The sequence below is a fragment of the Paraburkholderia madseniana genome, assembly GCF_009690905.1.
In the GTDB taxonomy this organism is placed as follows: domain Bacteria; phylum Pseudomonadota; class Gammaproteobacteria; order Burkholderiales; family Burkholderiaceae; genus Paraburkholderia; species Paraburkholderia madseniana.
Genome location: NZ_VOSW01000009.1, coordinates 37,640 through 60,676 on the forward strand (window position 1 = coordinate 37,640; position 23,037 = coordinate 60,676).

The 23,037-nt window shown below is 62.7% G+C and carries 20 protein-coding genes; 7 read left to right on the forward strand and 13 right to left on the reverse strand.

The genetic code is table 11. The annotated features are described in order from the left end of the window. Positions 1-174 precede the first annotated feature (174 nt). From FSO04_RS06715 to FSO04_RS06725, 3 genes are all read right to left on the reverse strand, one after another. Positions 175-1,494, reverse strand: coding sequence for an MFS transporter (locus FSO04_RS06715; RefSeq protein WP_154558941.1), 1,320 nt, complete (start codon positions 1,492-1,494; stop codon positions 175-177). An 84-nt stretch (positions 1,495-1,578) separates the two neighbouring features. Next, entirely contained in the window at positions 1,579-2,337 is a 759-nt protein-coding gene (locus FSO04_RS06720; protein WP_154558942.1) for an SDR family oxidoreductase, read from the reverse strand. Between the two features lie 78 nt (positions 2,338-2,415). Continuing rightward, positions 2,416-3,855, reverse strand: a complete 1,440-nt coding sequence (locus FSO04_RS06725) for an aldehyde dehydrogenase family protein (protein WP_154558943.1) — start codon at positions 3,853-3,855, stop codon at positions 2,416-2,418. A 273-nt stretch (positions 3,856-4,128) separates the two neighbouring features. On the opposite strand from FSO04_RS06725, the gene ppa reads away from it, so the two are divergent. Both ppa and FSO04_RS06735 read left to right on the forward strand, forming a co-directional pair. Next, complete coding sequence (gene ppa / locus FSO04_RS06730; RefSeq protein ID WP_154558944.1) at positions 4,129-4,656, forward strand: inorganic diphosphatase; 528 nt, start codon at positions 4,129-4,131, stop codon at positions 4,654-4,656. Positions 4,657-4,955: 299 nt separating this feature from the next. After that, a complete protein-coding gene (locus FSO04_RS06735) occupies positions 4,956-7,061 on the forward strand; it encodes an FUSC family protein (RefSeq protein WP_154558945.1) in 2,106 nt (701 codons plus the stop codon). A gap of 82 nt (positions 7,062-7,143) precedes the next feature. On the opposite strand, the gene FSO04_RS06740 is transcribed toward FSO04_RS06735, so the two are convergent. Both FSO04_RS06740 and FSO04_RS06745 read right to left on the reverse strand, forming a co-directional pair. Beyond that, the gene (locus FSO04_RS06740) at positions 7,144-7,470 is read right to left on the reverse strand and encodes a GIY-YIG nuclease family protein (RefSeq protein WP_154558946.1); all 327 of its coding nucleotides are present in this window, start codon (positions 7,468-7,470) and stop codon (positions 7,144-7,146) included. Positions 7,471-7,479: 9 nt separating this feature from the next. Next, positions 7,480-8,649, reverse strand: a complete 1,170-nt coding sequence (locus FSO04_RS06745) for a GNAT family N-acetyltransferase (RefSeq protein ID WP_154558947.1) — start codon at positions 8,647-8,649, stop codon at positions 7,480-7,482. A 133-nt stretch (positions 8,650-8,782) separates the two neighbouring features. Here FSO04_RS06745 and FSO04_RS06750 point away from each other — a divergent pair, with 133 nt between their 5' ends. Further along, positions 8,783-10,483: an NAD+ synthase gene (locus FSO04_RS06750; RefSeq protein WP_154558948.1), complete on the forward strand. Its 1,701-nt coding sequence runs from the start codon at positions 8,783-8,785 to the stop codon at positions 10,481-10,483. Positions 10,484-10,621: 138 nt separating this feature from the next. Then, complete coding sequence (gene glnK, locus FSO04_RS06755; RefSeq protein WP_006048444.1) at positions 10,622-10,960, forward strand: P-II family nitrogen regulator; 339 nt, start codon at positions 10,622-10,624, stop codon at positions 10,958-10,960. 238 nt (positions 10,961-11,198) lie between these two features. Here the strand turns inward: glnK and FSO04_RS06760 are convergent, their stop codons facing one another. The 5 genes from FSO04_RS06760 to FSO04_RS06780 all read right to left on the reverse strand — a co-directional run bounded on the left by FSO04_RS06760 (position 11,199) and on the right by FSO04_RS06780 (position 16,201). Continuing rightward, complete coding sequence (locus FSO04_RS06760; RefSeq protein WP_154558949.1) at positions 11,199-12,323, reverse strand: porin; 1,125 nt, start codon at positions 12,321-12,323, stop codon at positions 11,199-11,201. Positions 12,324-12,915: 592 nt separating this feature from the next. Beyond that, on the reverse strand, positions 12,916-13,695 hold the full coding sequence (locus tag FSO04_RS06765) for an ABC transporter ATP-binding protein (RefSeq protein WP_154558950.1): 780 nt from the start codon (positions 13,693-13,695) through the stop codon (positions 12,916-12,918). 49 nt (positions 13,696-13,744) lie between these two features. Beyond that, positions 13,745-14,458, reverse strand: coding sequence for an ABC transporter permease (locus FSO04_RS06770; RefSeq protein WP_097391735.1), 714 nt, complete (start codon positions 14,456-14,458; stop codon positions 13,745-13,747). Further along, positions 14,455-15,144, reverse strand: a complete 690-nt coding sequence (locus FSO04_RS06775) for an ABC transporter permease (protein WP_154558951.1) — start codon at positions 15,142-15,144, stop codon at positions 14,455-14,457. Before FSO04_RS06775 ends, FSO04_RS06770 begins: the two co-directional genes overlap by 4 nt. 280 nt (positions 15,145-15,424) lie before the next feature. Beyond that, positions 15,425-16,201: an ABC transporter substrate-binding protein gene (locus tag FSO04_RS06780; protein WP_154558952.1), complete on the reverse strand. Its 777-nt coding sequence runs from the start codon at positions 16,199-16,201 to the stop codon at positions 15,425-15,427. Positions 16,202-16,569: 368 nt separating this feature from the next. On the opposite strand from FSO04_RS06780, the gene FSO04_RS06785 reads away from it, so the two are divergent. Continuing rightward, the gene (locus tag FSO04_RS06785; RefSeq protein ID WP_154558953.1) at positions 16,570-17,280 is read left to right on the forward strand and encodes a pirin family protein; all 711 of its coding nucleotides are present in this window, start codon (positions 16,570-16,572) and stop codon (positions 17,278-17,280) included. Between the two features lie 181 nt (positions 17,281-17,461). On the opposite strand, the gene FSO04_RS06790 is transcribed toward FSO04_RS06785, so the two are convergent. Further along, entirely contained in the window at positions 17,462-17,992 is a 531-nt protein-coding gene (locus FSO04_RS06790) for a periplasmic heavy metal sensor (RefSeq protein WP_154558954.1), read from the reverse strand. 219 nt (positions 17,993-18,211) lie between these two features. On the opposite strand from FSO04_RS06790, the gene FSO04_RS06795 reads away from it, so the two are divergent. Continuing rightward, positions 18,212-18,937 (forward strand): response regulator, encoded by a 726-nt coding sequence (locus FSO04_RS06795; RefSeq protein WP_054035058.1) that lies wholly within the window; start codon positions 18,212-18,214, stop codon positions 18,935-18,937. After that, complete coding sequence (locus FSO04_RS06800) at positions 18,921-20,240, forward strand: ATP-binding protein (RefSeq protein WP_154558955.1); 1,320 nt, start codon at positions 18,921-18,923, stop codon at positions 20,238-20,240. The genes FSO04_RS06795 and FSO04_RS06800 overlap by 17 nt, the downstream gene beginning before the upstream one ends. A 136-nt stretch (positions 20,241-20,376) precedes the next feature. On the opposite strand, the gene FSO04_RS06805 is transcribed toward FSO04_RS06800, so the two are convergent. Together FSO04_RS06805 and FSO04_RS06810 are read right to left on the reverse strand one after the other, a co-directional pair. Beyond that, positions 20,377-20,643: a hypothetical protein gene (locus FSO04_RS06805; RefSeq protein ID WP_054035057.1), complete on the reverse strand. Its 267-nt coding sequence runs from the start codon at positions 20,641-20,643 to the stop codon at positions 20,377-20,379. Positions 20,644-20,828: 185 nt separating this feature from the next. Continuing rightward, positions 20,829-22,520, reverse strand: a complete 1,692-nt coding sequence (locus FSO04_RS06810) for a sensor domain-containing diguanylate cyclase (protein WP_154558956.1) — start codon at positions 22,518-22,520, stop codon at positions 20,829-20,831. Positions 22,521-23,037: the final 517 nt, after the last annotated feature.

Below are 23,037 nucleotides of genomic sequence, written 5' to 3' on the forward strand. Positions count from 1 at the left end.
GGCGAGCGGTTGAGACGCGCCGCTGTAGACCGCAATAGACGCATATGAAAAAGCCCCGGCGTTGGAAGATGCCGGGGCTTTTTCTTTGGAACGTGGAGCGCGTTACGCGTAACTCAGGACTTTTGGCGGTGGTTGCTGCGTTACGTCGTCCGCGAGATCGTCGGTCAGCCGCGCTTACTTATTGACCATCTTCGCCGGCACACTGATCGCCAGCAGACCGCCGAGGATCATGAACGCCGCCAGCATATACATGCCGGAGTCGTTCGCGGCAGTTGCCTGCTTCAGCCAGCCGACCGCGTACGGGCTGAGAAAGCCCGCGAGATTGCCGATCGAATTGATCATCGCGATGCCGGCCGCCGCGCCCGTGCCGGCGAGAATCGCCGTCGGCAAACTCCAGAACAGCGGCAAGGTGGTGAGGATGCCCATGGTCGCGAGCGTGAGCGAGGCCATCGCCAGCACCGTGTTGTGCGCCCACACCACGGAGAGCACGAGGCCGATCGCCCCGGCGAAGGCCGGCAACGCGATATGCCAGCGCCGCTCGCGCTTGCGGTCCGCGCTGCGCGACACGAACACCATCGCGACCACCGCCGCCGCGAACGGAATCGCCGACAGGATGCCGATCATGAACGCGTCGGTCACGCCGGTCGCCTTGATGATGGTCGGCAGCCAGAAGCTCACGCCATAGAGGCCCATCACGAACGAGAAGTACGTGAGGCTCAGCATCAGCACGCGGCCGCTCGTGAGCACCTGACGAATCGGCATGTCGTGCTTGGTGGCTTCTTCGGCTGACACCTGACGTTCGAGCAGTTCCTTCTCTTCCTTGGTGAGCCACTTGGCCTTCGAAATGCGGTCGTCCAGCATCAGGAACACCATGATCCCGACGATCACCGAAGGAATCCCTTCGAGCAGAAACAGCCACTGCCAGCCATGCCAGCCGTTCATGCCGTTGAAGCTCTTCAGGATATAGCCCGAGACCGGGCCGCCGATCACGCCTGACAACGCGATTGCCGTCATGAACCAGGTGGTCATGCGGCCACGCCGGTGCGACGGATACCAGTAGGTGAGATACAGGATGATGCCGGGGAAGAAACCCGCTTCGGCGAGCCCGAGCAGGAAGCGCATCACGTAAAACATGGTCGGCGTGGTGACGAACATGGTCAGCATCGAGATCACGCCCCACGACACCATGATCCGTGCGATCCACACGCGTGCGCCTACTTTGTGCAGGATGACGTTGCTCGGAATCTCGAAGATGAAATAGCCGAGGAAGAAAATCCCCGCACCGAAGCCGTAGACCGCGTCGCTTAGGCCCAGATCGGTGGTCATTTGCAGCTTGGCGAAGCCGACGTTGACGCGATCGAGATATGCGACCACGTAGCAGAGCATCAGGAACGGCGCGAGCCGCCAACTGACCTTGCGGTAGGTCGCCTCTTCGAAGCTGGAAGGTGGCGCTCCCGCGCCGGGATGGTGAAGCGGATTTGCGGGACTAGCCATGGTGTCTCCTCTTTTCTTGTGGAAATGAAGTGCCGCCGTCGATCGCGATTCTAGCCGTGCTGGATGGTTTGGTTAGCATGGCGTTTACACGCAGCGCCCACCGTCCACTTCGAGGCACACGCCGGTGACGAACTCGGCCTCGTCCGAGGCGAGATAGAGCGCCGCGTTGGCGATATCCTGCGGCGTCGAAAACCGCCCGAGCGGAATGCCGGCGAGAAAGCGCTTGCGGTTTTCAGGCGTATCTTCGACACCCATGAATTCGGTCAGCAGCGCCGTCTCGCCCATCACGGGGTTCACACAGTTCACCCGAATGCGGTCCGGGCCCAGTTCGACGGCGAGCGACTTGCTGGCGATGATCACCGCGCCCTTGCTGCCGTTGTACCAGATGAGGCCTGGCCGTGGCCGCACGCCGGCCGTCGACGCAATATTGATGAAAACGCCACCGCCTTGCTGGCGGAAATACGGCACGAATTCCTGCACGCTCCAGTAGATGCTTTTGACGTTCACCGCATAGACGCGGTCGAATTCGGCTTCCGTCACGTCGAGCACCGGTTTGTTGCGATGCGTGGTGCCGGCATTGTTGACGACGATTTGCACGCTGCCGAAGTCTTCGAGCGCGGCCTCGCGCAGTTTTTGCCAATCCTCGCGTTGCGTGACGTTGCCGGCCACCGCGATCGCCTTGCCGCCGGCGATGGCGATTTCGCTCGCCACACGTTCGGCCGCGGCGCCGTTCAGATCGTTGACCACCACGTTCGCGCCTTCGCGCGCGTAGGTCTTCGCGATGCCTTCGCCGAAACCCGAGCCGCCACCCGTGACGATGGCTGTTTTACCTGTCAACCGCATGATGTCTCCGTTGCTTGTTGTGGATGGTGATGCTTTCACTAACTTCGCTGCGAATTCAACCGCACTCACTCAGCCTGCCTAGCCGTGACGAATGGCGATGGTTTTCAACACCGTGAAGCCATACAGCGCTTCGAAACCTTTTTCGCGTCCATGGCCTGAATGCTTCACGCCGCCGAACGGCAATTCGACGCCGCCGCCCGCGCCATAGTTGTTGATGAACACCTGGCCGGAGCGCAGACGCCGCGCAAGGCGCATCTGCCGGGCGCCGTCGCGCGTCCAGATACCCGCGACCAGACCGTACTGCGTGCCGTTGGCGAGCGAGAGCGCTTCGTCTTCGTCGGCGAACGACATCGCGGCGAGGACGGGGCCGAACACTTCGTCGCGCGCGAGACGGTGGCTTGCGGGCACGTCGCGCAGCAAGGTGGGCGCCTGATAGAAGCCGCTTTCGGGCGCTTCGGGGATGACTTCGCCGTGAGCCGCCATCGGGATGCCGTCGTGTTGGGCGTCGGAGAGGAAGTCCCACACGCGCTGTTGCTGCTTCGCGTTGATCAGCGGACCGCAATCGAGATCGGCGTGCGATGGTCCGACCCGCAGCGCGTGGAACGCGCTGCTCAACCGGTCGAGCAGCGGTTCATAAATTGCGCGGTCGATCAGCACGCGGCTGCCCGCCGAGCAGGTTTGCCCGGCGTTCTGCACGATCGCCGACACCAGCACGGGCAAGGCCGCGTCGAGATCCGCGTCGGCGAAAACGATTTGAGGCGATTTGCCGCCCAGTTCCAGCGTGACCGGCACGTGGTTCTCCGCGGCCATTTGCGTGACGAGCTTGCCGGTTTCGGGCGAGCCGGTGAAGGAGATGTGATCGATGCCGGGGTGGCGCGCGAGCGCCGCGCCCGCTTCATGCCCGTAACCGGTGACGATATTCAGCGCGCCCGCCGGCAAGCCCGCCTCGGCCGCCAGTTCGACGACGCGCAATACCGAGAGGCACGCGTCTTCCGCCGGTTTGACGACACACGCATTGCCGGTGGCGAGCGCCGCGCCGACGCTACGGCCGAAAATCTGCATCGGGTAGTTCCACGGCACGATGTGGCCGGTCACGCCGTGCGGCTCGCGGATCGTCAGCACCGTGTAGCCGGCCTGATAGGGGAGCGTTTCACCGTGCAGCTTGTCCGCCGCGCCGGCGTAGAACTCGAAATAGCGCGTGAGCGCAGCCGAATCGGCGCGCGCCTGTTTGAGCGGCTTGCCGGTGTCGCGGGCTTCGAGTTGCGCGAGTTCTTCCTGATGGGCGGCCACCAGCATCGACAGCCGGTACAGCACGCGGCCGCGTTCGGCGGCGCTCGCTTCGCCCCATGCGCCTTCGAAGGCGCGGCGGGCGGCATGGACGGCGGCGTCGATATCGGCCGCGGTGCCGCGAGCCAGCCGGGTGAACGGCTGGCCGTCCGAGGGATCGAGTACGGCGATCGTTTCGCCGCCTGATGCAGCGGACCATTCGCCGCCGATGAAATGCCGGGCTTCTTCCATGCATGCTCCTTGAGGTGTCACCCAGCCGTGATTCAAGCCGAGGTTCAGGCCGAGGTTCAGATACGCGATGTTCACAAACGAGAGGCACAATCGAGCGACGCCAGACGATTATCGCGCCGATCCAACCAGAGGTGCCATCGGCCGATTGGCTATAATGGCGTATTCCGCACTGTCCGGCCGTAGCGCCTCATGCTGGCGAGTTTCACGATTCACGCCGCTCGAGCCCGCGCGTCGCACGCCGCGTTCCGAATTCCATCTGATCAGAGAGCGCTCATGAGCTTCAATCACGTCCCCGCAGGCAAAGACCTTCCGCAAGATTTCAACGTCATCATCGAAATTCCGGCGCAAAGCGATCCGGTGAAGTACGAGGCTGACAAGGAAACGGGCCTGCTCCACGTCGACCGTTTCATCGGCACGGGCATGCGCTATCCGGCGAATTACGGCTACATTCCGCAAACGCTGTCGGGCGACGGCGATCCGGTCGACGTGCTGGTGATCACGCCGTTCCCGCTGCTGGCCGGCTCGGTGGTCCGCGCCCGCGCGCTCGGCATGCTGCAAATGACTGACGAATCGGGCGTCGACGCCAAGCTGGTCGCCGTCGCGCATGACAAGGTCTGCCCGATGACCGCTGATCTCAAGTCGATCGACGACGTTCCGGCATACCTGAAGGACCAGATCAAGCACTTCTTCGAGCAATACAAGGCGCTGGAAAAGGGCAAGTGGGTAAAGGTCGACGGCTGGGCCGGCATCGAAGCCGCTCACAAGGAAATCACCGAAGGCGTGGCGAACTACAAGAAGTAAGCTGCGTTACATCGGTGCTTGATGAAAAAACCGCGTGAGCCTGCAAGGGCCACGCGGTTTTTTCATGGGCGGCGTTTTCAGGAATTCCGCTCCCCGCCCAGCGTGTCTTGCGGTCAGTGCGCCTGCCTGGCCGGGCGTTGCAGCGCATAGACACAACGCATCGAATGGATGAACCGAAGGCATTTTTATATATGAGTGTTAACCCTTATCATTCGGCGGCCACGGCAGGTTTTCCGCCGTCGGCGTATTAATGCGCTGAGGTAGCGCCAACGTGCGTTTTTTGGAAGCCCACCGTCCGGATGCTGAATCGCAAGTCCAACCCTTCGTCGCTGCGCTGGCCGAGCCGCCTTTACGCGAGCCTGTACGCGCTCGTCACCGCGATCTACCGCAGACGGCCGGTATGGATGGTGTCGTTTTCGACGAGCGAGGCCAATCTGTCGGAAGGGCTGAGAGCCGCCTGCGCGTCCACCGCCATGCTGGTGCTCGGCAATCTGCTGCACGACCCGGTTTTTGCATGGGCCGCGATCGGCGCTTTCTGGACCTGTCTCGCCGACGCGGCCGGCTCGAATCGCGCGCGCTTCGCCTCGATGATGGGCTTTGCGCTTCTGTCCACCGTGTGCGGTGGCGTGACCGCCTTCGCGTCAGGCGAGGGGGCGGTGTTCGCGGCGCTCGCCATTCTGGTATTCACGGCGCTCGGCGCGTTCGGCAGGATCTGGGGCGCCGCGACATCGCAGGTGACGATTCTCGCGGCGACCGCCTGCGTGGTGATGGTCGACCGGCCGATGCACCACCTTCGCGAAGGTGCGGCGTTTCTCGGCATCTATCTGGCCGGATGCCTGTTCGCCGTCGTGCTGAGCTTGACCGTCTGGCGCATTCATCCGTTCGGCACGAGCCGCGCTTCGCTGCGCGCGGTGTATCTGCGTCTGGCGGACATCGCCTTCGACAGCGCGCGACTGCTCGAAGAGCGCGCAGCGCCTGGCGAGTGGGCCACGCATGCCGCGAAATTTCGCGCTGATGCACGCGCTGCGCTGGAGCGCTCACGCAAGGCACTGGCGAACGTGCCTGGCTCGAGAACGGCCGGCCGGGAAGCCTACGACAATCTGCTCGCCCTGCTGACCGAGAGTGAAGCGCTTTTTGCCTACCTGATTGCGGTCACCGGCGCCTGCGAAAAAATCCCCGAAGACGCACGTCGCGCCAGACGTGCGGCTCGGCTGCTGACCGGGCTGGGCGAGGTTCTGCGAAGAATCGGCGCGGCCACCAACGAAGCGCAATGGAACCGTCTCGCCGACCTGCAACTCCGTTTGCGACGCCTTGCGCGGCGACTCGAATCCGCGCTGATGGAACCTGTGACATTGAAGTTCGACTTCGAACTGGTCGATTTCGCACCGACGACTGCCCAGCCGCTCGGGTGGTCGGACAGTGCCGTCAGACTGCTGACGCGGGCGTGGTCGACCCTCAAGGCAAACTTTTCCGTTCAGTCGGTCGGCTTGCGCCACGCTGCTCGCGTAGGCGTCACGACCACGGCGGGCTTTCTGGTCATCCGGGCGCTCGGGCTTCCCTTCGGCTACTGGGCAACCATGGCGACGCTGCTGATCCTGCAACCGTCCATTGCCGCGACCTGGCCACGGAGTATCGAGCGCGCCGCAGGGAGCATCGTCGGGGGCGTGCTGGCGGCCGGCATAGGCTATGCGATCCATTCGCCTCTCGGCATTTCATTGGCGGTGTTTCCGCTGGTGGTGGCCACCATGGCGCTGCGTCCCGTCAGCTACAGCCTGTTCGTACTTTTCCTGACCCCGACCTTCGTGCTCGTGGCCGACTTCGCGACGCCCGGCGCCAGCGAATTCGCCTTCGCGCTCACACGGCTCGGCAACAATGTGCTTGGCTGTGTATTGGCGCTGCTGGCAACGTTCTATCTGTGGCCGACGCGGGAAAAAGTCGACTATCGCGCCTATCTGAGCGACGCGGTGCGAGCCAATCTCGCGTATCTGAGGGCGGCACTGGAGTCGCCGGACCGAAGCGAGAAGGACATGGAACGCCTGCGCCGAGCTGCTGGCCTGGGCAGCAATAACGCCGAGGAGGCTATCGGCCGCATTCGACTCGAAAAGCTCGAGGACTCGATGGTCGACACGGTGACGCTGACGGTACTGAGCGTATTGCGAAAAATGGCGGGAACCGCGACCCAACTGCGCTTGAGTACGAACCGGCGCAGCATGCACGATGAACTCGACGCGTGGATTGCGGCCACGAGCACGGACATCGACGCGGCTTTGAACAGGACGTTGCGGCCGATCCGGCACGACCTTCCCCCGCGGGAGCGGTTGACGTCGCTGGAGGCGGACGCGGTGGGCGAAATCGCGCTGATGCATCGGCTGCTGACTGAGCGGATGCGAGAGGCGAGGGGGTAGGCGGTGAGCAGAAGCATCCGCCTTGGCATGGTCCGCTGACTATCGCTTTGCAGCCAGAGCGCGTGACGAAGCGAAGTTGCTGTTAAGACGTGCCGGTTTCTTTTTCCACTTCCTCCGTGGCAACCGGCTCGGGTCCGGGCACGGGCAACACCGATTCGAGCGTGCGCAGTCCCGCTCCTAGCGCCCGCTTTTCCGCAGGCGACAGACGCTTGACCCAATACTCGGCGCGCGAAGCGCTTGATCGGTCGGCCAACTCAAACGACACCAGCACCTGCACCGGTTTGCGCGAGCGCGTATAGCGCGCGCCTTCACCGCTCACATGTTTGTCGAAGCGAGCCTGCACATCGGTGGCAATGCCGGTATAGACGCTGCCGTCCGAGCATTCGAGCAGATACAGAAACCACGCCATGGGTACGCTTCAACCTTTGAACGGATTGTGTTCGCGCAGCTCGTCCACATACGCGTGGATGCTGTTCTTTTCGTTGTCGAGGAAGTGGCCGACCGCATCGGCGAAGCCCGGATGCGCGAGCCAATGCGCCGAGCGCGTCACAGTCGGCAGAAAACCGCGCGCCATCTTGTGCTCGCCCTGGGCGCCGCCTTCGAACGCACCGAGCTTTTCTTCGATGCAGAATTCGAGCGGCTGATAGTAGGCGGTTTCGAAGTGCAGGCAGGGCACGTGTTCCAACGCGCCCCAGTAACGGCCATAGAGCGTGCCGCCGGTTTTCCCGTCGCGCTGATAGATGACGAGCGAACTGGCGATCGGCTTGCCTTCGTATTCGGCGATCACCAGCAGCAGATTTTCCGGCATCGACGCACCGATCATGCGGAAGAAATCGAGGTTCAGATATGGACTCGAAAAGTGCTCGCGGTAGGTTTGCCGATAACACTTGCTGAAGAATCGCCAGTCGGCGTCCTGGATGTCTTCGCCGCGAATCCGCCGCATCGTCACGCCGGCTTCCTGAACCTTGCGACGCTCCGCACGAATGTTCTTGCGCTTCTTCTGTTCGAGCGTGGAGAGGAAATCGTCGAAGTCGCGATAGCCGTCGTTCAGCCAGTGGAACTGCACGCCTTCGCGCTGCATCATGCCCATGTCGGTCAGCGCAGTGCTTTCCGTTTCGGTCGGAAACAGCACGTGCAGCGACGACACGTCGGCCTGCTCGGCGAACGCCATCAGCGTCGCGGCCAGATGCCTGAGCGCATGCGTATCCGCCGATAACAGCCGGTTGCCCTGCACCGGTGTGAACGGCACCGCGCACAGCAGCTTCGGGTAATACGGCAGGCCGTTGCGTTTGTACGCGTCGGCCCACGCCCAATCGAAGACATACTCGCCGTACGAGTGCCCCTTCAGATATACGGGCGCGGCCGCCGCGAGCTTGTCCGTGCGCGGGTCGGTGAGCGTGACGAATTGCGGCGCCCAGCCGGTATCGGCGACCGCGCAACGGGTCGCGTGCAGTGCGCTCAAGAACTCGTGCCGCAGAAACGGCGTGGGCTGCGCTTGCTGCGCAAGGAGGGCATTCCATTCCGCGGCGTCCACCTCGGAGGGCGACGCCAGAATGCCCGTGCGATAATCAAAGCGTTCCTGGTTCAATCTGTGTGACTGTTCCCAATGAGCGGCGCCAAGCATTTAGCGATGCGTCGTTCGTTTATCCGATTTGTCCGTTGCCGTCGAGCTAACCAGCCACGGTACTCGCAAGCCGCCTGGCTTGCCTGTCGATCCTGCCATGAAGACCCGAATCGCTCTTGCTCAAATCAATGTCACCGTCGGCGACTTCGCCGGCAATGTCGCGAAGATTGTCGCTGCCGCGCGCGCCGCGCACAACGATGGTGCGAAGCTGCTGATTGCGCCTGAACTCGCGCTATCCGGCTATCCACCCGAAGATCTGTTGCTGCGTCCCGCGTTCTACACCGCGAGTGCGGCGGCGCTCGCCGATCTGGCCACGCAACTGAAGCCCTTCGCCGGCTTGCATGTGATTGTCGGCCACCCGCTGCGTGACTTGACGCACAGCGCGGCAAACGGCCATGGTAATGCAAACGCGCCGATCGAGCGCGGCGTGCCGCCGGTCGATACCTTCAACGCGGCCTCGCTGATCGTCGACGGGGAAGTGGCCGGCACCTATCGCAAGCAGGATTTGCCCAATACCGAGGTGTTCGACGAGAAGCGCTACTTCGCTTCCGACCCGCAGCCGTTCGTGTTCGAACTGGACGGCGTGAAGTACGGCGTGGTGATTTGCGAGGACGCGTGGCATGCGTCGGCCGCGCAAATGGCGAAGGCGGCGGGCGCGCAAGTGCTGCTGATTCCGAACGGCTCGCCCTATCACCTGAACAAGGAAGCGGTGCGCTTCGACATTCTGCGCGCGCGGATTCGCGAGACCGGCTTGCCCATGGTCTATGTGAACATGGTCGGCGCGCAGGACGAACTGGTGTTCGACGGCGGCTCATTCGTACTCGATGAAAAGGGCGAGCTGGTCGCGAAGATGGCGCAGTTCGAGGAAGGCAACGCGATTGTCGAGTTCGACGGCGGCAAGCCGGTGCTCACGGTGATTGCGCCGGAACTCTCGCTCGAAGCGCAGGTGTATGCCGCGCTCGTGATGGGCGTGCGCGACTACATCAACAAGAACGGCTTCCCCGGCGCGCTGATCGGCCTGTCGGGCGGTGTGGATTCGGCGCTGGTGCTGGCCGTCGCGTGCGACGCGCTGGGCGCTGACCGCGTGCGGGCGGTGATGATGCCGTCGCGCTACACCGCCGACATTTCCACCACCGACGCAGCCGACATGGCGCGCCGCGTCGGTGTGCGTTACGACGAAATCGCGATCGCGCCGATGTTCGACGCATTCCGCGGCTCGCTCGCCGAGGAATTCGCCGGCCGCGCCGAAGACGCCACCGAAGAAAACATTCAGGCCCGCATCCGCGGCACCTTGCTGATGGCGTTGTCGAACAAGTTCGGCTCGATCGTGCTGACCACCGGCAACAAGAGCGAGATGGCGGTGGGTTACTGCACGCTCTACGGCGACATGGCCGGCGGCTTCGCGGTGATCAAGGACATCGCCAAGACGCTGGTCTACAAGCTGTGCCATTACCGCAATCAGGCCACGACTTTCGGCAAGCAGAACGTGATTCCCGAGCGGATTCTGACACGCGCGCCGTCGGCCGAACTGCGCGACAACCAGACCGATCAGGACAGCTTGCCGCCGTACGAAGTGCTCGACGCGATCATGCGCATGTACATGGAAGAGGACCGCTCGCTTGCCGAAATCATCGCGGCGGGCTACGCGGTCGACGACGTGAAACGCGTCACGCGCCTCATCAAGATCAACGAGTACAAGCGCCGTCAGGCGCCGATCGGCATTCGCGTCACGCATCGCGCGTTCGGCCGCGACTGGCGTTATCCGATTACGTCGCGCTACACCGAGCCGGTGGAGTGAGCCTCAGGCGAACGGCTGCGGACTTACCCCATAGCAGACCAGAAGCACGCGCCGGATTGCCGCAACGCATCCGGCGCGGCGTAGAATAAAAATCATCCATTCTCCTTTCAACCTTCCCATCACGAGACGAGGTCCGCCATGAAGCGCATCACTGCAGTCATCAAACCGTTCAAACTCGACGAAGTGCGCGAGGCGCTTGCTGAAGTCGGCCTCACGGGGTTGACCGTGACGGAAGTCAAAGGCTTCGGTCGGCAAAAAGGCCACACCGAGCTCTATCGTGGTGCAGAGTATGTGGTCGACTTTCTGCCGAAAGTGAAGATCGAAGTGGTCGTCGCGGACAACCAGTGCGATCAGGTGATCGACGCGATCATCGGCGCGGCGCGCACCGGCAAGATTGGCGACGGCAAGATTTTCGTCGCGGACGTGGAGCGTGTGATCCGGATTCGCACGGGTGAGGAGAACGAAGCGGCAGTTTGAGCGGTTCGACTCGCACTGTTGAAACGCAGAGTTAAAGCGCCGGTATTGACATCCGCGGCACGCACGCACCGATCAGGTGCGCCGGGGAGTGGCAAAACCGTGCGCGCAAATAAAAAACGGTGCGATACCCTTTCGGACATCGCACCGATACGCGCCTCTCGCAGCAGCGTGAAAAAGATTCTCTTGGAGAACTTGTTACTACGCCCCGAAGGAAGTCCCCCCGGGGCACACTGTTCGATTAGAACGAGTGCTGAATACCTGCATACACGCCGGTCTGGCTCTTGCCATGCAGCGGGTTCTCGTTGTACGAGACCGTGCCGTCCGAAGCGGTGATGTTGCCGCCATTGCCTGCGCCGTTCGCGTCCAGACCGAAGTTAGCCGTCTTGCTGTTGCGCACGGTGGCCACCTGGAGGTCCAGCAGCGTGCGCTTGGACAGGTTGTACGAGCCGCCGATCGTGTAGATCGTTGCGTTACCTCCGCCCTTGTTCGCATTCACGTGATAGACCGCCGCGATCAGTGCGGCAGCCGGCGTGGCTTGCCACGTCACACCACCCCATTCGTGATCGAGCGAGGTCGGCGACGCGCCTGCTGCGCTAGCCGCGCCCGACGTACGGATCGCCTGGTACGCGGCCTGGACCTTGAACTGGCCGAGGAACACGTTGGCCGCGGCCGTGTATTCACGCGAGAAGTTGAACGGGTCGGTGAACTGGCCGTTCTTGTTGTTGCGGATTTCGTCGTACAGACCGCGCACCTGGAACAGCGACGACGTATAGGTCAGTTGCAGACCGGCTTCACGGCCTTGCGGCGTCGAGCCGTTACCGTTCCAGCTCGTCGCATTCGACAGGGCGTACTGACCATACATGTCAAAGCCGTACAACTTCGGCGATTGGTAGGCAATGTTGTTGCTCGATTGCGGCCAGTTGCGGCCACGCACCAGCGATGCCGACGACCAGTTCGACTGACCGAACGGGTCGAAGTCCCACACGCCGTTCGAGATGAAGAGCATGCGGCCCAACGTCAACGTACCGTACGCGTCGTTCGCCATACCGACCGTTGCCCAGCGATTGAAGAGACCGCCGCCGCCAGGGCCTTGACCGTTCATGGTGTTGAACGAGCCTTCCAACTGGAACAGGACCTTGTTGCCGCCACCGATGTCTTCGACACCCTTCATGCCCCACAGGCTCGTGCCCCAGTCACCGCTTTCCGCACGGAAGCGCGAGGTGGAACCGGTGTAATTAGCGTTCGGAAGGCCACTGATGTATTCGAGGCCAGCGTCAAGGCGGCCGTACAGCGTCACGCTGCTTTGGGCGTGCGCAACTACACCGGCTGTCATCAGCGCCGCGGCGAGCAAAGCTTTCTTCATCTTCTCCTCCATACCCTGTCAAAAAGTGAAACCTAGTACTGCGAATGGTGTTCGGACGCAAGCGCGCCGAACAGAAATCGGTACCAGGGAGATTAGCGGGTGGATTGGGTCTCCTGCCGTGACGGATAGCCTCAGCGGGCTATTCCTCGCGTCATGCCGATCCCTCGCCGACCGGTTCTCCTCTGTTGCTTTGAAGTGAAACTACTTTTAATGAACTTTGTTTTGCTACTTTGGTTACTAATTTATCAAAAATACCCTGGGGTGGGAGAAGAAATTAGTACCGGCTTGGGCCGGTGTCTCCAAATTGCAATACGAATGTGTGCAAGGAATGGTCGCGATATCCCCAAAAAGGCGGGAAACCCTTATGCCGTAAGGGAATCACGGATTGGGACGAGCAACGTCAAGGATTGCCACTATTGACGCTTCAAATGCGGCAGAGTAAGGCGGAAAGAGAGTGGCTCGGGACAGGTTCGGGCCCATTTTCGAGGTCAGAACGGCCGGAATGCACAGGTGAGCGAAGTAAAAAAGGCGCTCGTAAGCGCCTTGTAATATTACTTTGACTACAGCCCAAATACCAGGCTGTACGACAGTCTTATTTGAGGCTGCCGGAGAGGAACTGCTTGAGCCGTTCGCTCTTCGTGTTTTTGAAGACTTCGTCCGGATGGCCTTCTTCTTCGACCCGGCCTTGATGCAGGAACATCACGTGATTCGACACGTTGCGCGCGAACGCCATTTCGTGAGTGACGACGATCATCGTGCGGCCTTCTTCGGCGAGCGTCTGCATGACCTTGAGCACTTCGCCGACCAGCTCGGGATCGAGCGCCGAAGTCGGTTCGTCGAACAGCATCACGTCCGGATGCATGGCCAGCGCGCGCGCGATCGCGACGCGTTGCTGCTGACCGCCCGACAAGTGTGACGGGTACTGCTTCTCAAGACGAGGAGCGAGGCCTACTTTCTCCAGATACTCGCGCGCGCGCTCTTCGGCTTCCTTGCGCTTCAGACCCAGCACGTTGACCGGTGCCTCGATGATGTTCTCGAGCACGTTCATATGCGCCCACAGATTGAAGTGCTGGAACACCATCGACAGCCTGGTGCGCACGCGCTGCAGCTGCTTCGGATCGGACACGCGCAAAGCTCCGTTCTTGGCGAGCTGCGTGCGGACTTCTTCTCCGTCGACGAAGATGCGTCCGGAGTTCGGCTGCTCGAGGAAGTTGATGCAGCGAAGCATCGTGCTCTTGCCCGAACCGGATGAGCCGATCACGCTGATCACGTCGCCGGCGTTGGCCTTCAGCGACACGCCCTTGAGGACTTCGTTGTCGCCGTACTGTTTGTGAAGCTCGTCGACGAAGAGCTTTTGCTTCTTGGTGTTCATCGGGGTCCTTGGCGGGCTTACTTGCTTGGGGGCGTAGCGCCCATCTTGTTTACTTGCCTTGCGGCCGCAGGTAAGCGAGCCAGCGGCGCTCGGCGCGGCGGAACAGCCATACGAGCGCAAAAGAAATCAACAGATAGAGCAGGGCGGCGAGGCCGAACGCATTGAACGACTGGTACGTGGCCGAGTTCACGTCACGGGCGATCTTGAGAATGTCCGGCACGGTCGCGGTGAACGCGACGGTGGTGGCGTGCAGCATCAGGATCACTTCGTTGCTGTAGTACGGCAACGCGCGGCGCAGCGCCGACGGCAGAATCACCCGCCGGTACAGCGTGAACGACGACATGCCATACGCGCGCGCCGCTTCGATCTCGCCATACGGCGTGGCCTTGATCGCGCCCGCGAAAATCTCGGTGGTGTATGCGCAGGTGTTCAGCGTGAACGCGAGCAGCGTGCAATGCATGCCGTCGCGGAAGAACGCGTTGGTCAGCTCGTGGTTGCGGATGATTTCGAGGCTGTACAAGCCGGTGTAGCAGAGCAGCAGTTGCACGTAGAGCGGCGTGCCGCGGAAGATATACGTATACAGCCATACCAGACCGGCGAGCCATTTCTTCTTCGACACGCGCGCGACCGAGAGCGGAATCGACAGGCAAAAGCCGAGTCCGATCGACACCACCAGCAACCACAGCGTGATGACGACGCCGGTGAGGCGGTAGCCGTCGGTATACAGATAGTTGCGCCAGTATTCCTGAATGATCTCGATCATAGATCCGCCTTTCGCACGCCGGTCGAGTAACGCTTTTCGAGGTACATCAGCACGAAGTTGGACACTGTGGTGATGACGAGATAGATCGCCCCTGCGAACAGGGTGAAGAAGAAGAACCGCAGCGTGCCCTTGCCCGCATCCTGCGAGGCCTTGACTACATCCGCGAGACCGATGATCGACACCAGCGCCGTGGCTTTCACCATCACCTGCCAGTTGTTGCCGATGCCGGGCAGCGCGAAGCGCATCATCTGCGGGAACATGATCCGCGTGAACACCTGCCAGCCGGTCATGCCGTAGGCCGAGCCCGCTTCGAGCTGGCCGCGCGGCACCGCGAGGAACGCGCCGCGGAAGGTCTCGGTGAAGTACGCGCCGTAGATGAAGCCCAGCACCGCGACGCCGGCCACGAATGGGTCGATGTCGATCTGGTCCCAGCCGAGCAGGTCGGTCAGGTTATTCAGCCAGATCTGGATGCTGTAGAACAGCAGCAGCATGAGCACCAGGTCGGGCACGCCGCGCACGAGTGTCGTGTAGACGGTGCCGGCACCATGGGAGAAGCGGTTTTTCGACAGTTTCGCCGCCGCGCCGAGCAGGCCCAGCACGAAAGCGAACGCCAGCGACAACACCGCCAGTTTGACGGTTTGCCAGGTGCCGTTGAGAAGCAGCGGGCCGTAGCCTTGAAGGAACATATGGGGTCCTTGACGATGCGTTTGTGACGCAGCGCGAAAGACGCGGCCAGCTCTGCGCCGCGTTTGCCGCGAGCCTGGGCTCGCCGTTTCCTGCGGCGCACAGCGCACCGCTGTGCAAATCATGACTGCATGGCCGTTGCCGGTCTTGCAGCGCGCTTTTCGATTCTTGTTGTGAATCGGGGTTGAAGCTGCTTCTGAAACTGCTTGTTGAGGCTATCAGCGACTGTATTACGAAGCCTCGGGAAAGCCCATGCGGGCGAGCCCCGAGTTGATGACCCACTCAACGACCAGGATAGATATCGACGTCGAAGTACTGCTTTTCCAGCTTCCTGAACGTACCGTCCTGGTGTACTTGCGCCAACGCCTGGTTGAGCATCGCTTTCAGCGCGACGTCATCCTTGCGCAGGCCGATGGCCGTGCCTTCACCGATCGTCTTGGGGTCCTTCACTTCCGGGCCGGCCCAGGCGAAGCCTTTGCCGCGAGGCGTCTTCAGGAACCCGGCGTCGGCTTGCAATTCGTCCTGCAACGCGGCGTCGAGGCGCCCCGAAGCGACGTCGGCGTACACCTGATCCTGATTCTGGTAGGACACCACGGTCACCCCTTTGGGCTCCCAGTACGCCTTGGCGTAGGCTTCCTGAGTCGAGCCCTGCTCGACGCCGACATGCTTGCCCTTCAGTGATTCAGCCGTGGGCAGCAGCGGCGAGCCGGCTTTGGCGATCATGCGGGCCGGCGCGTCGAACAGCGTGTCGGAGAAATCGATCTGTTCGCGGCGCTTGTCCGTGACGGTCAGCGATGACACGATCGCGTCGAACTTCTTGCCCTTCAATGCCGGGATGATCCCGTCCAGGTCCTGCTCGACCCACACGCACTTGACGTTCATTTTTGCGCACAGCGCTTTCGTCAAATCGACGTCGAAGCCGACGACCTGGCCGCTGGCCGCCTTCGATTCGAACGGCGGGTAGCTGGCCTCCACCCCGATGCGCACGGTTTTCCATTCTTTCGCCATGGCGCCGGTGGCCATGACGGCAAGCGCCACGCACAGTGCGGCCTTCTTCATGTTTCTCCTGGATCAAACTGATCGTCGTGGTGTGCCGATCTCGACGACCGCCGGCTCGTGGCCAGCCGTCGCTATTCTAGGCGGTCAAAATTGTCGCGCCGCGTGCAAGTGCCGCTTCGGGCCCGCCGGCGCGCCTTCGGCGCCCACGCGTCTTGAAAAGGGCGGTATTTTACCCGATCAGGGGCAGCGCGCCAGTGCGGGACGGCGCCGGCTGCCGGTGGGCGGGCGCATGCGTTGTGCATGCGCGACGGTCCCGGCGCGCGATTGCACGGATTTATGGAACGATCCAGTGCGTCGTTGCCGATTGTTTAGTGCGCCTCGCGCCCATACATTCTGGGCATCGCTATTTACTCACCGGGAGATCCCCCATGATCGAGATTCGCCGTTCCGACGAACGTGGCCACGCCAATCACGGCTGGCTCGACTCGTATCACAGCTTCTCGTTTGCCGACTACCGCGACCCGCAACACGTGCATTTCGGACCGCTGCGGGTGATCAACGAAGACCGTATCGCCGGCGGCCAGGGCTTCGGCACGCACGGCCATCGGGACATGGAAATCGTCACGTATGTGCTCGAAGGCGCGCTCGCGCACCGCGACAGCATGGGCAACGGCTCGACCATCCGTCCCGGCGACGTGCAGCGCATGAGCGCCGGCACGGGCGTGCAGCACAGCGAGTTCAATGCATCGCAGGACGAGCCGGCGCACCTCTTGCAGATCTGGGTGATCCCGCAACGTGCGGGTGACCAGCCCGGCTACGAGGAAAAGCGCTTCGACGACGCCGACAAGCGCGGGCGTCTGCGCGTGGTCGCCTCGCCCGACGGCCGCGACGGCTCGGTGACGATTCACGCGGATGCATCGATTTACGCGGGGCTGATCGATGGCGCGGAACAGGCCACGTTTGCGTTGCCGAAAGGCCGGCTGGCGTATGTGCACGTGGCGCGGGGCGCGCTGACCGTGAATGGCAAAGCGCTCCACGCCGGCGACGCCGCCAAGCTCAGCGAGACCGATACGGTGACGCTCGAAAACGGCGACAACGCCGAAGTGCTGCTGTTCGATCTGGGTCCGCTCAACGGGTAAGTGCCAATCATCGGACGTTCTTTCATCGCCCGATGGTTGAAGGTGGCTGGTTGCGAGCGCAACGAGTCCCCGGCTTGAAGCGTGAGTTGCACGCAAACAAAAACGCCACGGAAGTTTTTCCGTGGCGTTTTTTCATTCGGACGACGGCCGCGCGAGCCGCCTTCCGCCTGCTTCGACCCGCTTACTGATTCGCAGCCGGTGCCGACGCTGCACCCTTATCATGATGTTCCCAGCGGTCGCGCATCTTCTCGTGACGCGCTTCCATCTTCGCAAAACGCTGCTTCAGCGCCGTGCTGACGGTGGTCTTCTGCTGGTCGTTCAAGCCGTTATAGAGCTTGAGCCACGCGTCCGTGGTTTGCTGACGCAGTTGCGCGTCTTTCTGCTCGACCTGCTGGTGCGCGGCAGCCATGGCGTTCAGATCCAGAATCGGCTGTTGCTGCGCGGCCTTCATCTGGTTCTTGATCTGTTCATGGTTGGCGCGCATGGCCTCATGGTTCTGTTTCATGGTGTCGAGCGCGGCTTGCCATTGCTTTTCCTGATCCGCGTTCAGCTTCAACTGGTCATGCAGTTGCGTCAGTTCCTTCATGAAGTGGCCATGCCAGCCGCCGGGGCCGCCGTGATCGGCGGGTTGGGCGGCATAGGCAGCGCCCACGCCAATCGCGAGGGCAGTGGCGGCAACGGCGAGAACGCGCGACATTTTTTTGGTGGACATGTAAGACTCCCTGTAATGGAATAGCCGACGATGCAACCGGTAATGTGGACGGCCTGCATTCGGTAAGTCACAGCGTAGAGAACTGCGCCCGGCGCTGTGTTACGTGGCTTGATGCGGCTGTTACGGGTCATTACGTACGGCTTTCACCGTAACACCCGGTAACCCTTGCGGGCCGTCTGAAATCGAAAACCCTTCCTGCTGCGCGTTAAACTTCATCCCATGGCTACTCAAATACTGGTTGTCGACGACGACGTCGAATTGCGCGATCTGCTACGCGACTATCTGGCCCGTCAGGGCATCGAAGTTTCGGTGCTGCACGACGCGGGCACGCTCGAGCGCAGGCTCGAACGCGAGCGTCCGGATCTGATCGTGCTCGATCTGATGATGCCGGGCGTGGACGGGCTGACCGCGTTGCGCAAGCTGCGCGCGTCGGGTGACGACATCCCTGTGATCATGCTGACCGCACGTGCTGACGACGTGGACCGCATCGTCGGGCTTGAGCTCGGCGCGGACGACTATCTCGGCAAGCCGTTCAACCCGCGCGAGCTGTTGGCGCGCGTGCAGGCGGTGCTGCGGCGCCGCCGCACGCTGCCGTCGGCGGCGGCGCCGGAGCAGCGCGAGCCGTTCAACTTCGGCCGTTTCACGCTGGATTTCCAGTCGCGTACGCTGCATCTCGAAGACAAGCCGCTCACGCTGTCGGGCAGCGAATTCGCGCTTCTGAAGATTTTCGTCAATCACCCCATGCGCACGCTCACACGTGAGCGTCTGCTCGAACTGCTGCATGGTCCGGAATACGACGGCACCGATCGCGGCATCGACGTACAGGTGTGGCGTTTGCGTCGCATTCTCGAAACCGACCCGTCCACGCCGCGCTTCATTCAAACGGTGCGCGGACGCGGCTACGTGTTCGTGCCGGACGGCGAACAGCATGCGCCGGCCCATTGATTCGCTGTTCGGGCGGCTGGCGCTGCTAGTTATTGCGGTGCTGCTGCTGTCGCATTTCGCGTGGTACGCGCTTATGCGGCTCGAGCGCAGCCAACTGCAAACGCGCTACGCAGTCGAGGAAGCCACCTTTCTCGTCGACGCGGTGCGCCAGCACGTCGCCCGCACGCCGGACCAGCCCTTGCCGTCGCGCGTCAGGCTGGTCGATCCGGCGAGCCCCGACGTACCGCCGGATAACACCGCGCTGCCGGCGCCGCTTGAACGGTTCATCGAGGACGTGCGTGATCGCATGCCCACCGGCACGCTGGTGCGGATCGGCCAGCCTGGTCGTCCACCCACGCTATGGGTGCGCGCCACCACGGATCGCAGTTGGATCGTGGTGCCGGTGCAGCCACTGCGCACGCCTCGCTCGCTCGATCGCACGGTGCTATGGCTCGCGATCATTTTCTCGTTCGCGGTGATGGCGGCGCTTTTTGCGGCGTGGGCGCTGCAGCAGCCGTTGCGCTCGCTTGCCCAGGCGGTGGCGCGCTTTGGCCGCGGCCTGCCGGTGCCGCCGGTGCCTGAACGCGGTCCGCGCGAGTTGCGGCAGTTGACGCACGGCTTCAACCAGATGGTTCAGGAAGTGGCGCGCACCGAACACGACCGGGCCGTGATGCTGGCCGGCGTCGCACACGACCTGAAAACGCCGCTGGCGCGCTTGCGGCTGCGCGCAGAAATGATGGAAGAAGTGAAGATGCGTGACGGCGTCGTGCGCGACGTCGATTCGATGACGCATATCGTCGAACAGTTTCTGGTGTTCGCACACGACGGCGCCGATCGCAGCGAAGCGGTCGAAGTGGACGGGCAGTGCGAGCGCGTGGTCCGCAGCTATCGTGCGGTCGCCGCCGGTGGGCCCACGGTGCAGACCGAACTCAACGCAGGGCCGGGTTTTCTGCTGCCGGCGGCGACGCTCGACCGGATCCTGTCGAACCTGTTGGACAACGCACATGCCTACGGCGCGCCGCCGATCGTCGTCGCCACGGCGCGCACGGCGCAAGGCTTCGCGCTTTCAGTGAGCGACAACGGCAGTGGTATCGCCGCGCAGGACCTGATCAATGCCAGCCGGCCGTTCGTTCGGCTCGACCCGGCACGCGGCGGCAATGGGCATAGCGGGCTGGGGCTTGCGATCGTCGAACGTCTGGTGCGGCGTGCGGGTGGGGAGTGGGAAATCGGCAATCACGACGGCCGTGGCTTGCGGGTCTCGATGAGCTTTCCCTTCGATGTGGTGCCGCGTGTCGTGGCGGCTTCGGAAAACGCCTGGGGTTGAGCGGGGCAAGGGCGGCAAGCGCCTGCCCCACTATATATATGTCGCAATGTGATGTCCGAACGCGAGGTTCGGAATGCGGCGTCTGGGTCGCAATGCCGGATGCGCTGTCTGCAATGCGAGTCCGGCAAACTTTGCGCTAGTCTGAAAACAGCGTGTTCAACGCATTTGCCGCGTCACCATCCACCGTATTCCACGTTACCGTTTCGGCTTCGAAGATGTAGTGCGTGGTGTACTTGCCGAGACGCGTGAGTATCTCTTCCTGAATCAGTTCCGGCGCGACCTCCAGCTTCAGATACCACGCGGTCGACGACAAGCGCGTCTGGAACGCGCCATATTCGGCCAGCAGATGGTCGAATGCGTCAGCATCCTGATCGCGACAGACGATGACCAAATTTCCCTTCATGCGAATCTCCCGTTAGAGCGGTAGCGGCAACCTCAATGTCAGGGTTGATGATACCTGCTTCGTTACGGGACGCCCGAGGCCGAGACTTGCTTTGCATCAGCGACAGCACGCATCGGAGCGCCGACGGCACGACGGCGCGAATTTAATTCGGAGACGACCGGCGCAATACCTGGCGTTAGCAGGCGTCACCAGGCGTTGACCACCGTCCGCGCGGGCGGCGCGGTGTCGTCGGGCGGAAGGGCTTCGGTGCGGTCGCGGCCGCCCGTCTTTGCCGCATAAAGCGCCGTGTCGGCGCGGCTCATGATGCGCTCGGGCAGATCGTCGGACGAGAGTTCGGTGATGCCGATGCTCACGCTCAAACCCACCGAGGCCGGCAACTTCGGCGAAGGAATTGCCTTCAGACGCAGGCGCAAGCGTTCGACGACTTCGCGGCCGCCGGCCAGATTCGTGGCCGGCAGCAGCAAGCCGAATTCTTCACCGCCCAGCCGGCCGATTGCATCGGTGCCGCGCAGTTCGGCCCGGCAGGTGTCGACGAAATGTTCGAGCGCGCGGTCGCCGGCGGCGTGGCCGAAGCGGTCGTTGATCTGCTTGAAGTGGTCGAGGTCGGCGATCGCCATGCACAGCGGCTCGTTGCCCGCATGCGCGCGTTCGATCTCGTGGCGCAGCAGGTCGAGGAAGTAGCGCCGCGACAGCGCGCCGGTCAGCGCATCGTGGCGCGCCTCAGCCGAGAGCAGCGTGTTGGCCGATTGCAATTGTTCTGCAAGGTCGCGCGTGGCGCGATGGTGGCGCCGCTCGCGCACGTACGACACGGTGATGACCCACGCGAGCGCGACGGTGCCGGCCAGCGTCAGAAACACCAGCAGATGGTCGCGCTTGTGATTGCGCAGCAGTTCGGGCCAGGCCGCGAGCGGATCGACCAGATGCGCCGACAGCCCCGAGTTCAGGCCGCTGCGTGCCTGGTACAGCGATGGCGCCGGCTGCTCGCTCATGCCGAACAGCTGTTCGGCGACACCTGAGGGCACCCAGGGCGCCTGTTCGCGCACCCGCGTGTTGACCTGAATCTGGATGTCGGGGAGGATTTCGCGGCGATAGATGGTCAGGCGCTCGGCGGCGCCCATCTGCGTGACGTGCGAGTTCGGTAGCGCGTGGCCTTCGAGTGCGCTGTTGTGCGCCATGATGATGACGCCGTTTTCATCGGCGACGAAGGTACCGGCATGCGCGACCCAGTGGCGCAGCCGCGCGATCCCCACCTTGGCCACCACCACCCCGACCAGCAGACCGTCGGCGTACACCGGCGCCGCGATGAAGATGCCCGGCTCGCCGCTCTGGCGGCCGACGCCATAGGCTTCCGAAAACGCGCCGAGCAGGGCATTCGTCAGGTAGCCGCGCGTGCGCATATCGGCGCCGACGAAGGAGTGCTCCGCGGCAAGCGGTCGATTGACGGAGTTGCTGGATGCGACGCAGATGCCGTTGGCGTTGACGAGCCAGACCTGGTCGAGCCCGGAGAAACCTTGCGCGTCGTGCAGGAAATTGCTCACGGCCAGCATCTGCTGGTCTTTTAGCAACGCGGCGCGCAGAGCGGGTTCCGCCGCTGCGCCGTTCGCGGCATAATTCTGCGATTGCACCAGCGCGTGCTGGACCACGTCCATTTCGGCCATGGTTGCGGGGATGGCCCGAGACATGGCGAGGTCGCTGGCGATCACCTCCGCCATGTTGTCGACGATCGACGTGGACATCTGGCGTTGCGTGCGCAAAGCCGCGTCCAGCTCTTGCTGTACCATCCGGTCCGCGACCATGCCGGCCACGAACCAGCAAACGAGCACGATCAGCACGAAGCTGATCGGTCCGGTTGCCTGGCGCAAGGTTGTCCTGTTCATCGACCCTCTGATTCGTCTGGCTGTGACATGCAACTGGCTCATTCGTGGCAGCGCCCCGGCGCTGTTTCGCCCCTGTGGAAGCGGCTGGCGATACGCCCTCGGTGTGGGCCGCGTTGTGGGCCGGCAAAACCGCAAAGAGACGTGCCGTTTCTTGATTTTAACCGTCATGGGGCCTGACGCCACCGTTATTGCGGGAATGCGAAGTACGTCCGCTTTGCCCATCAGGTTCTTAACGGCAGCGCATCAGCTTTCTGAATGGCTGCGCGGGTTTAACAGGTGTTTGAAACCGGTCCGCGCAGCAATCGCGATTGCTGGGAAAGTGGCTGGCGCACGACAGTAGGTGGACCGCTGCACATGCTCACGCTCGCTGGCCGGAGGCGGTCGCCGGGGCATTCGACGCTATTTGTTGCTATTTGCCGTGAAAGGTTGTGCCTGAAACATAGGATGGTGTAGTGTCGTGCCGTCCAAAACAAGGAAAGCCCGCCAGCCTTCGGGCGGCGCCTGCGGCGACAGGAGC

Coding starts and splice junctions, on each gene's coding strand:
- FSO04_RS06750 (WP_154558948.1), top strand. CDS start 8,783: ATGAAGACCCGAATCGCTCTTGCTCAAATCAATGTCACCGTCGGCGAC.
- FSO04_RS06785 (WP_154558953.1), top strand. CDS start 16,570: ATGATCGAGATTCGCCGTTCCGACGAACGTGGCCACGCCAATCACGGC.
- FSO04_RS06770 (WP_097391735.1), bottom strand. CDS start 14,458: ATGATCGAGATCATTCAGGAATACTGGCGCAACTATCTGTATACCGAC.
- glnK (WP_006048444.1), top strand. CDS start 10,622: ATGAAGCGCATCACTGCAGTCATCAAACCGTTCAAACTCGACGAAGTG.
- FSO04_RS06725 (WP_154558943.1), bottom strand. CDS start 3,855: ATGGAAGAAGCCCGGCATTTCATCGGCGGCGAATGGTCCGCTGCATCA.
- FSO04_RS06780 (WP_154558952.1), bottom strand. CDS start 16,201: ATGAAGAAGGCCGCACTGTGCGTGGCGCTTGCCGTCATGGCCACCGGC.
- FSO04_RS06775 (WP_154558951.1), bottom strand. CDS start 15,144: ATGTTCCTTCAAGGCTACGGCCCGCTGCTTCTCAACGGCACCTGGCAA.
- ppa (WP_154558944.1), top strand. CDS start 4,129: ATGAGCTTCAATCACGTCCCCGCAGGCAAAGACCTTCCGCAAGATTTC.
- FSO04_RS06810 (WP_154558956.1), bottom strand. CDS start 22,520: ATGAACAGGACAACCTTGCGCCAGGCAACCGGACCGATCAGCTTCGTG.
- FSO04_RS06760 (WP_154558949.1), bottom strand. CDS start 12,323: ATGAAGAAAGCTTTGCTCGCCGCGGCGCTGATGACAGCCGGTGTAGTT.
- FSO04_RS06800 (WP_154558955.1), top strand. CDS start 18,921: ATGCGCCGGCCCATTGATTCGCTGTTCGGGCGGCTGGCGCTGCTAGTT.
- FSO04_RS06805 (WP_054035057.1), bottom strand. CDS start 20,643: ATGAAGGGAAATTTGGTCATCGTCTGTCGCGATCAGGATGCTGACGCA.
- FSO04_RS06765 (WP_154558950.1), bottom strand. CDS start 13,695: ATGAACACCAAGAAGCAAAAGCTCTTCGTCGACGAGCTTCACAAACAG.
- FSO04_RS06740 (WP_154558946.1), bottom strand. CDS start 7,470: ATGGCGTGGTTTCTGTATCTGCTCGAATGCTCGGACGGCAGCGTCTAT.
- FSO04_RS06720 (WP_154558942.1), bottom strand. CDS start 2,337: ATGCGGTTGACAGGTAAAACAGCCATCGTCACGGGTGGCGGCTCGGGT.
- FSO04_RS06790 (WP_154558954.1), bottom strand. CDS start 17,992: ATGTCCACCAAAAAAATGTCGCGCGTTCTCGCCGTTGCCGCCACTGCC.
- FSO04_RS06735 (WP_154558945.1), top strand. CDS start 4,956: ATGCTGAATCGCAAGTCCAACCCTTCGTCGCTGCGCTGGCCGAGCCGC.
- FSO04_RS06795 (WP_054035058.1), top strand. CDS start 18,212: ATGGCTACTCAAATACTGGTTGTCGACGACGACGTCGAATTGCGCGAT.
- FSO04_RS06715 (WP_154558941.1), bottom strand. CDS start 1,494: ATGGCTAGTCCCGCAAATCCGCTTCACCATCCCGGCGCGGGAGCGCCA.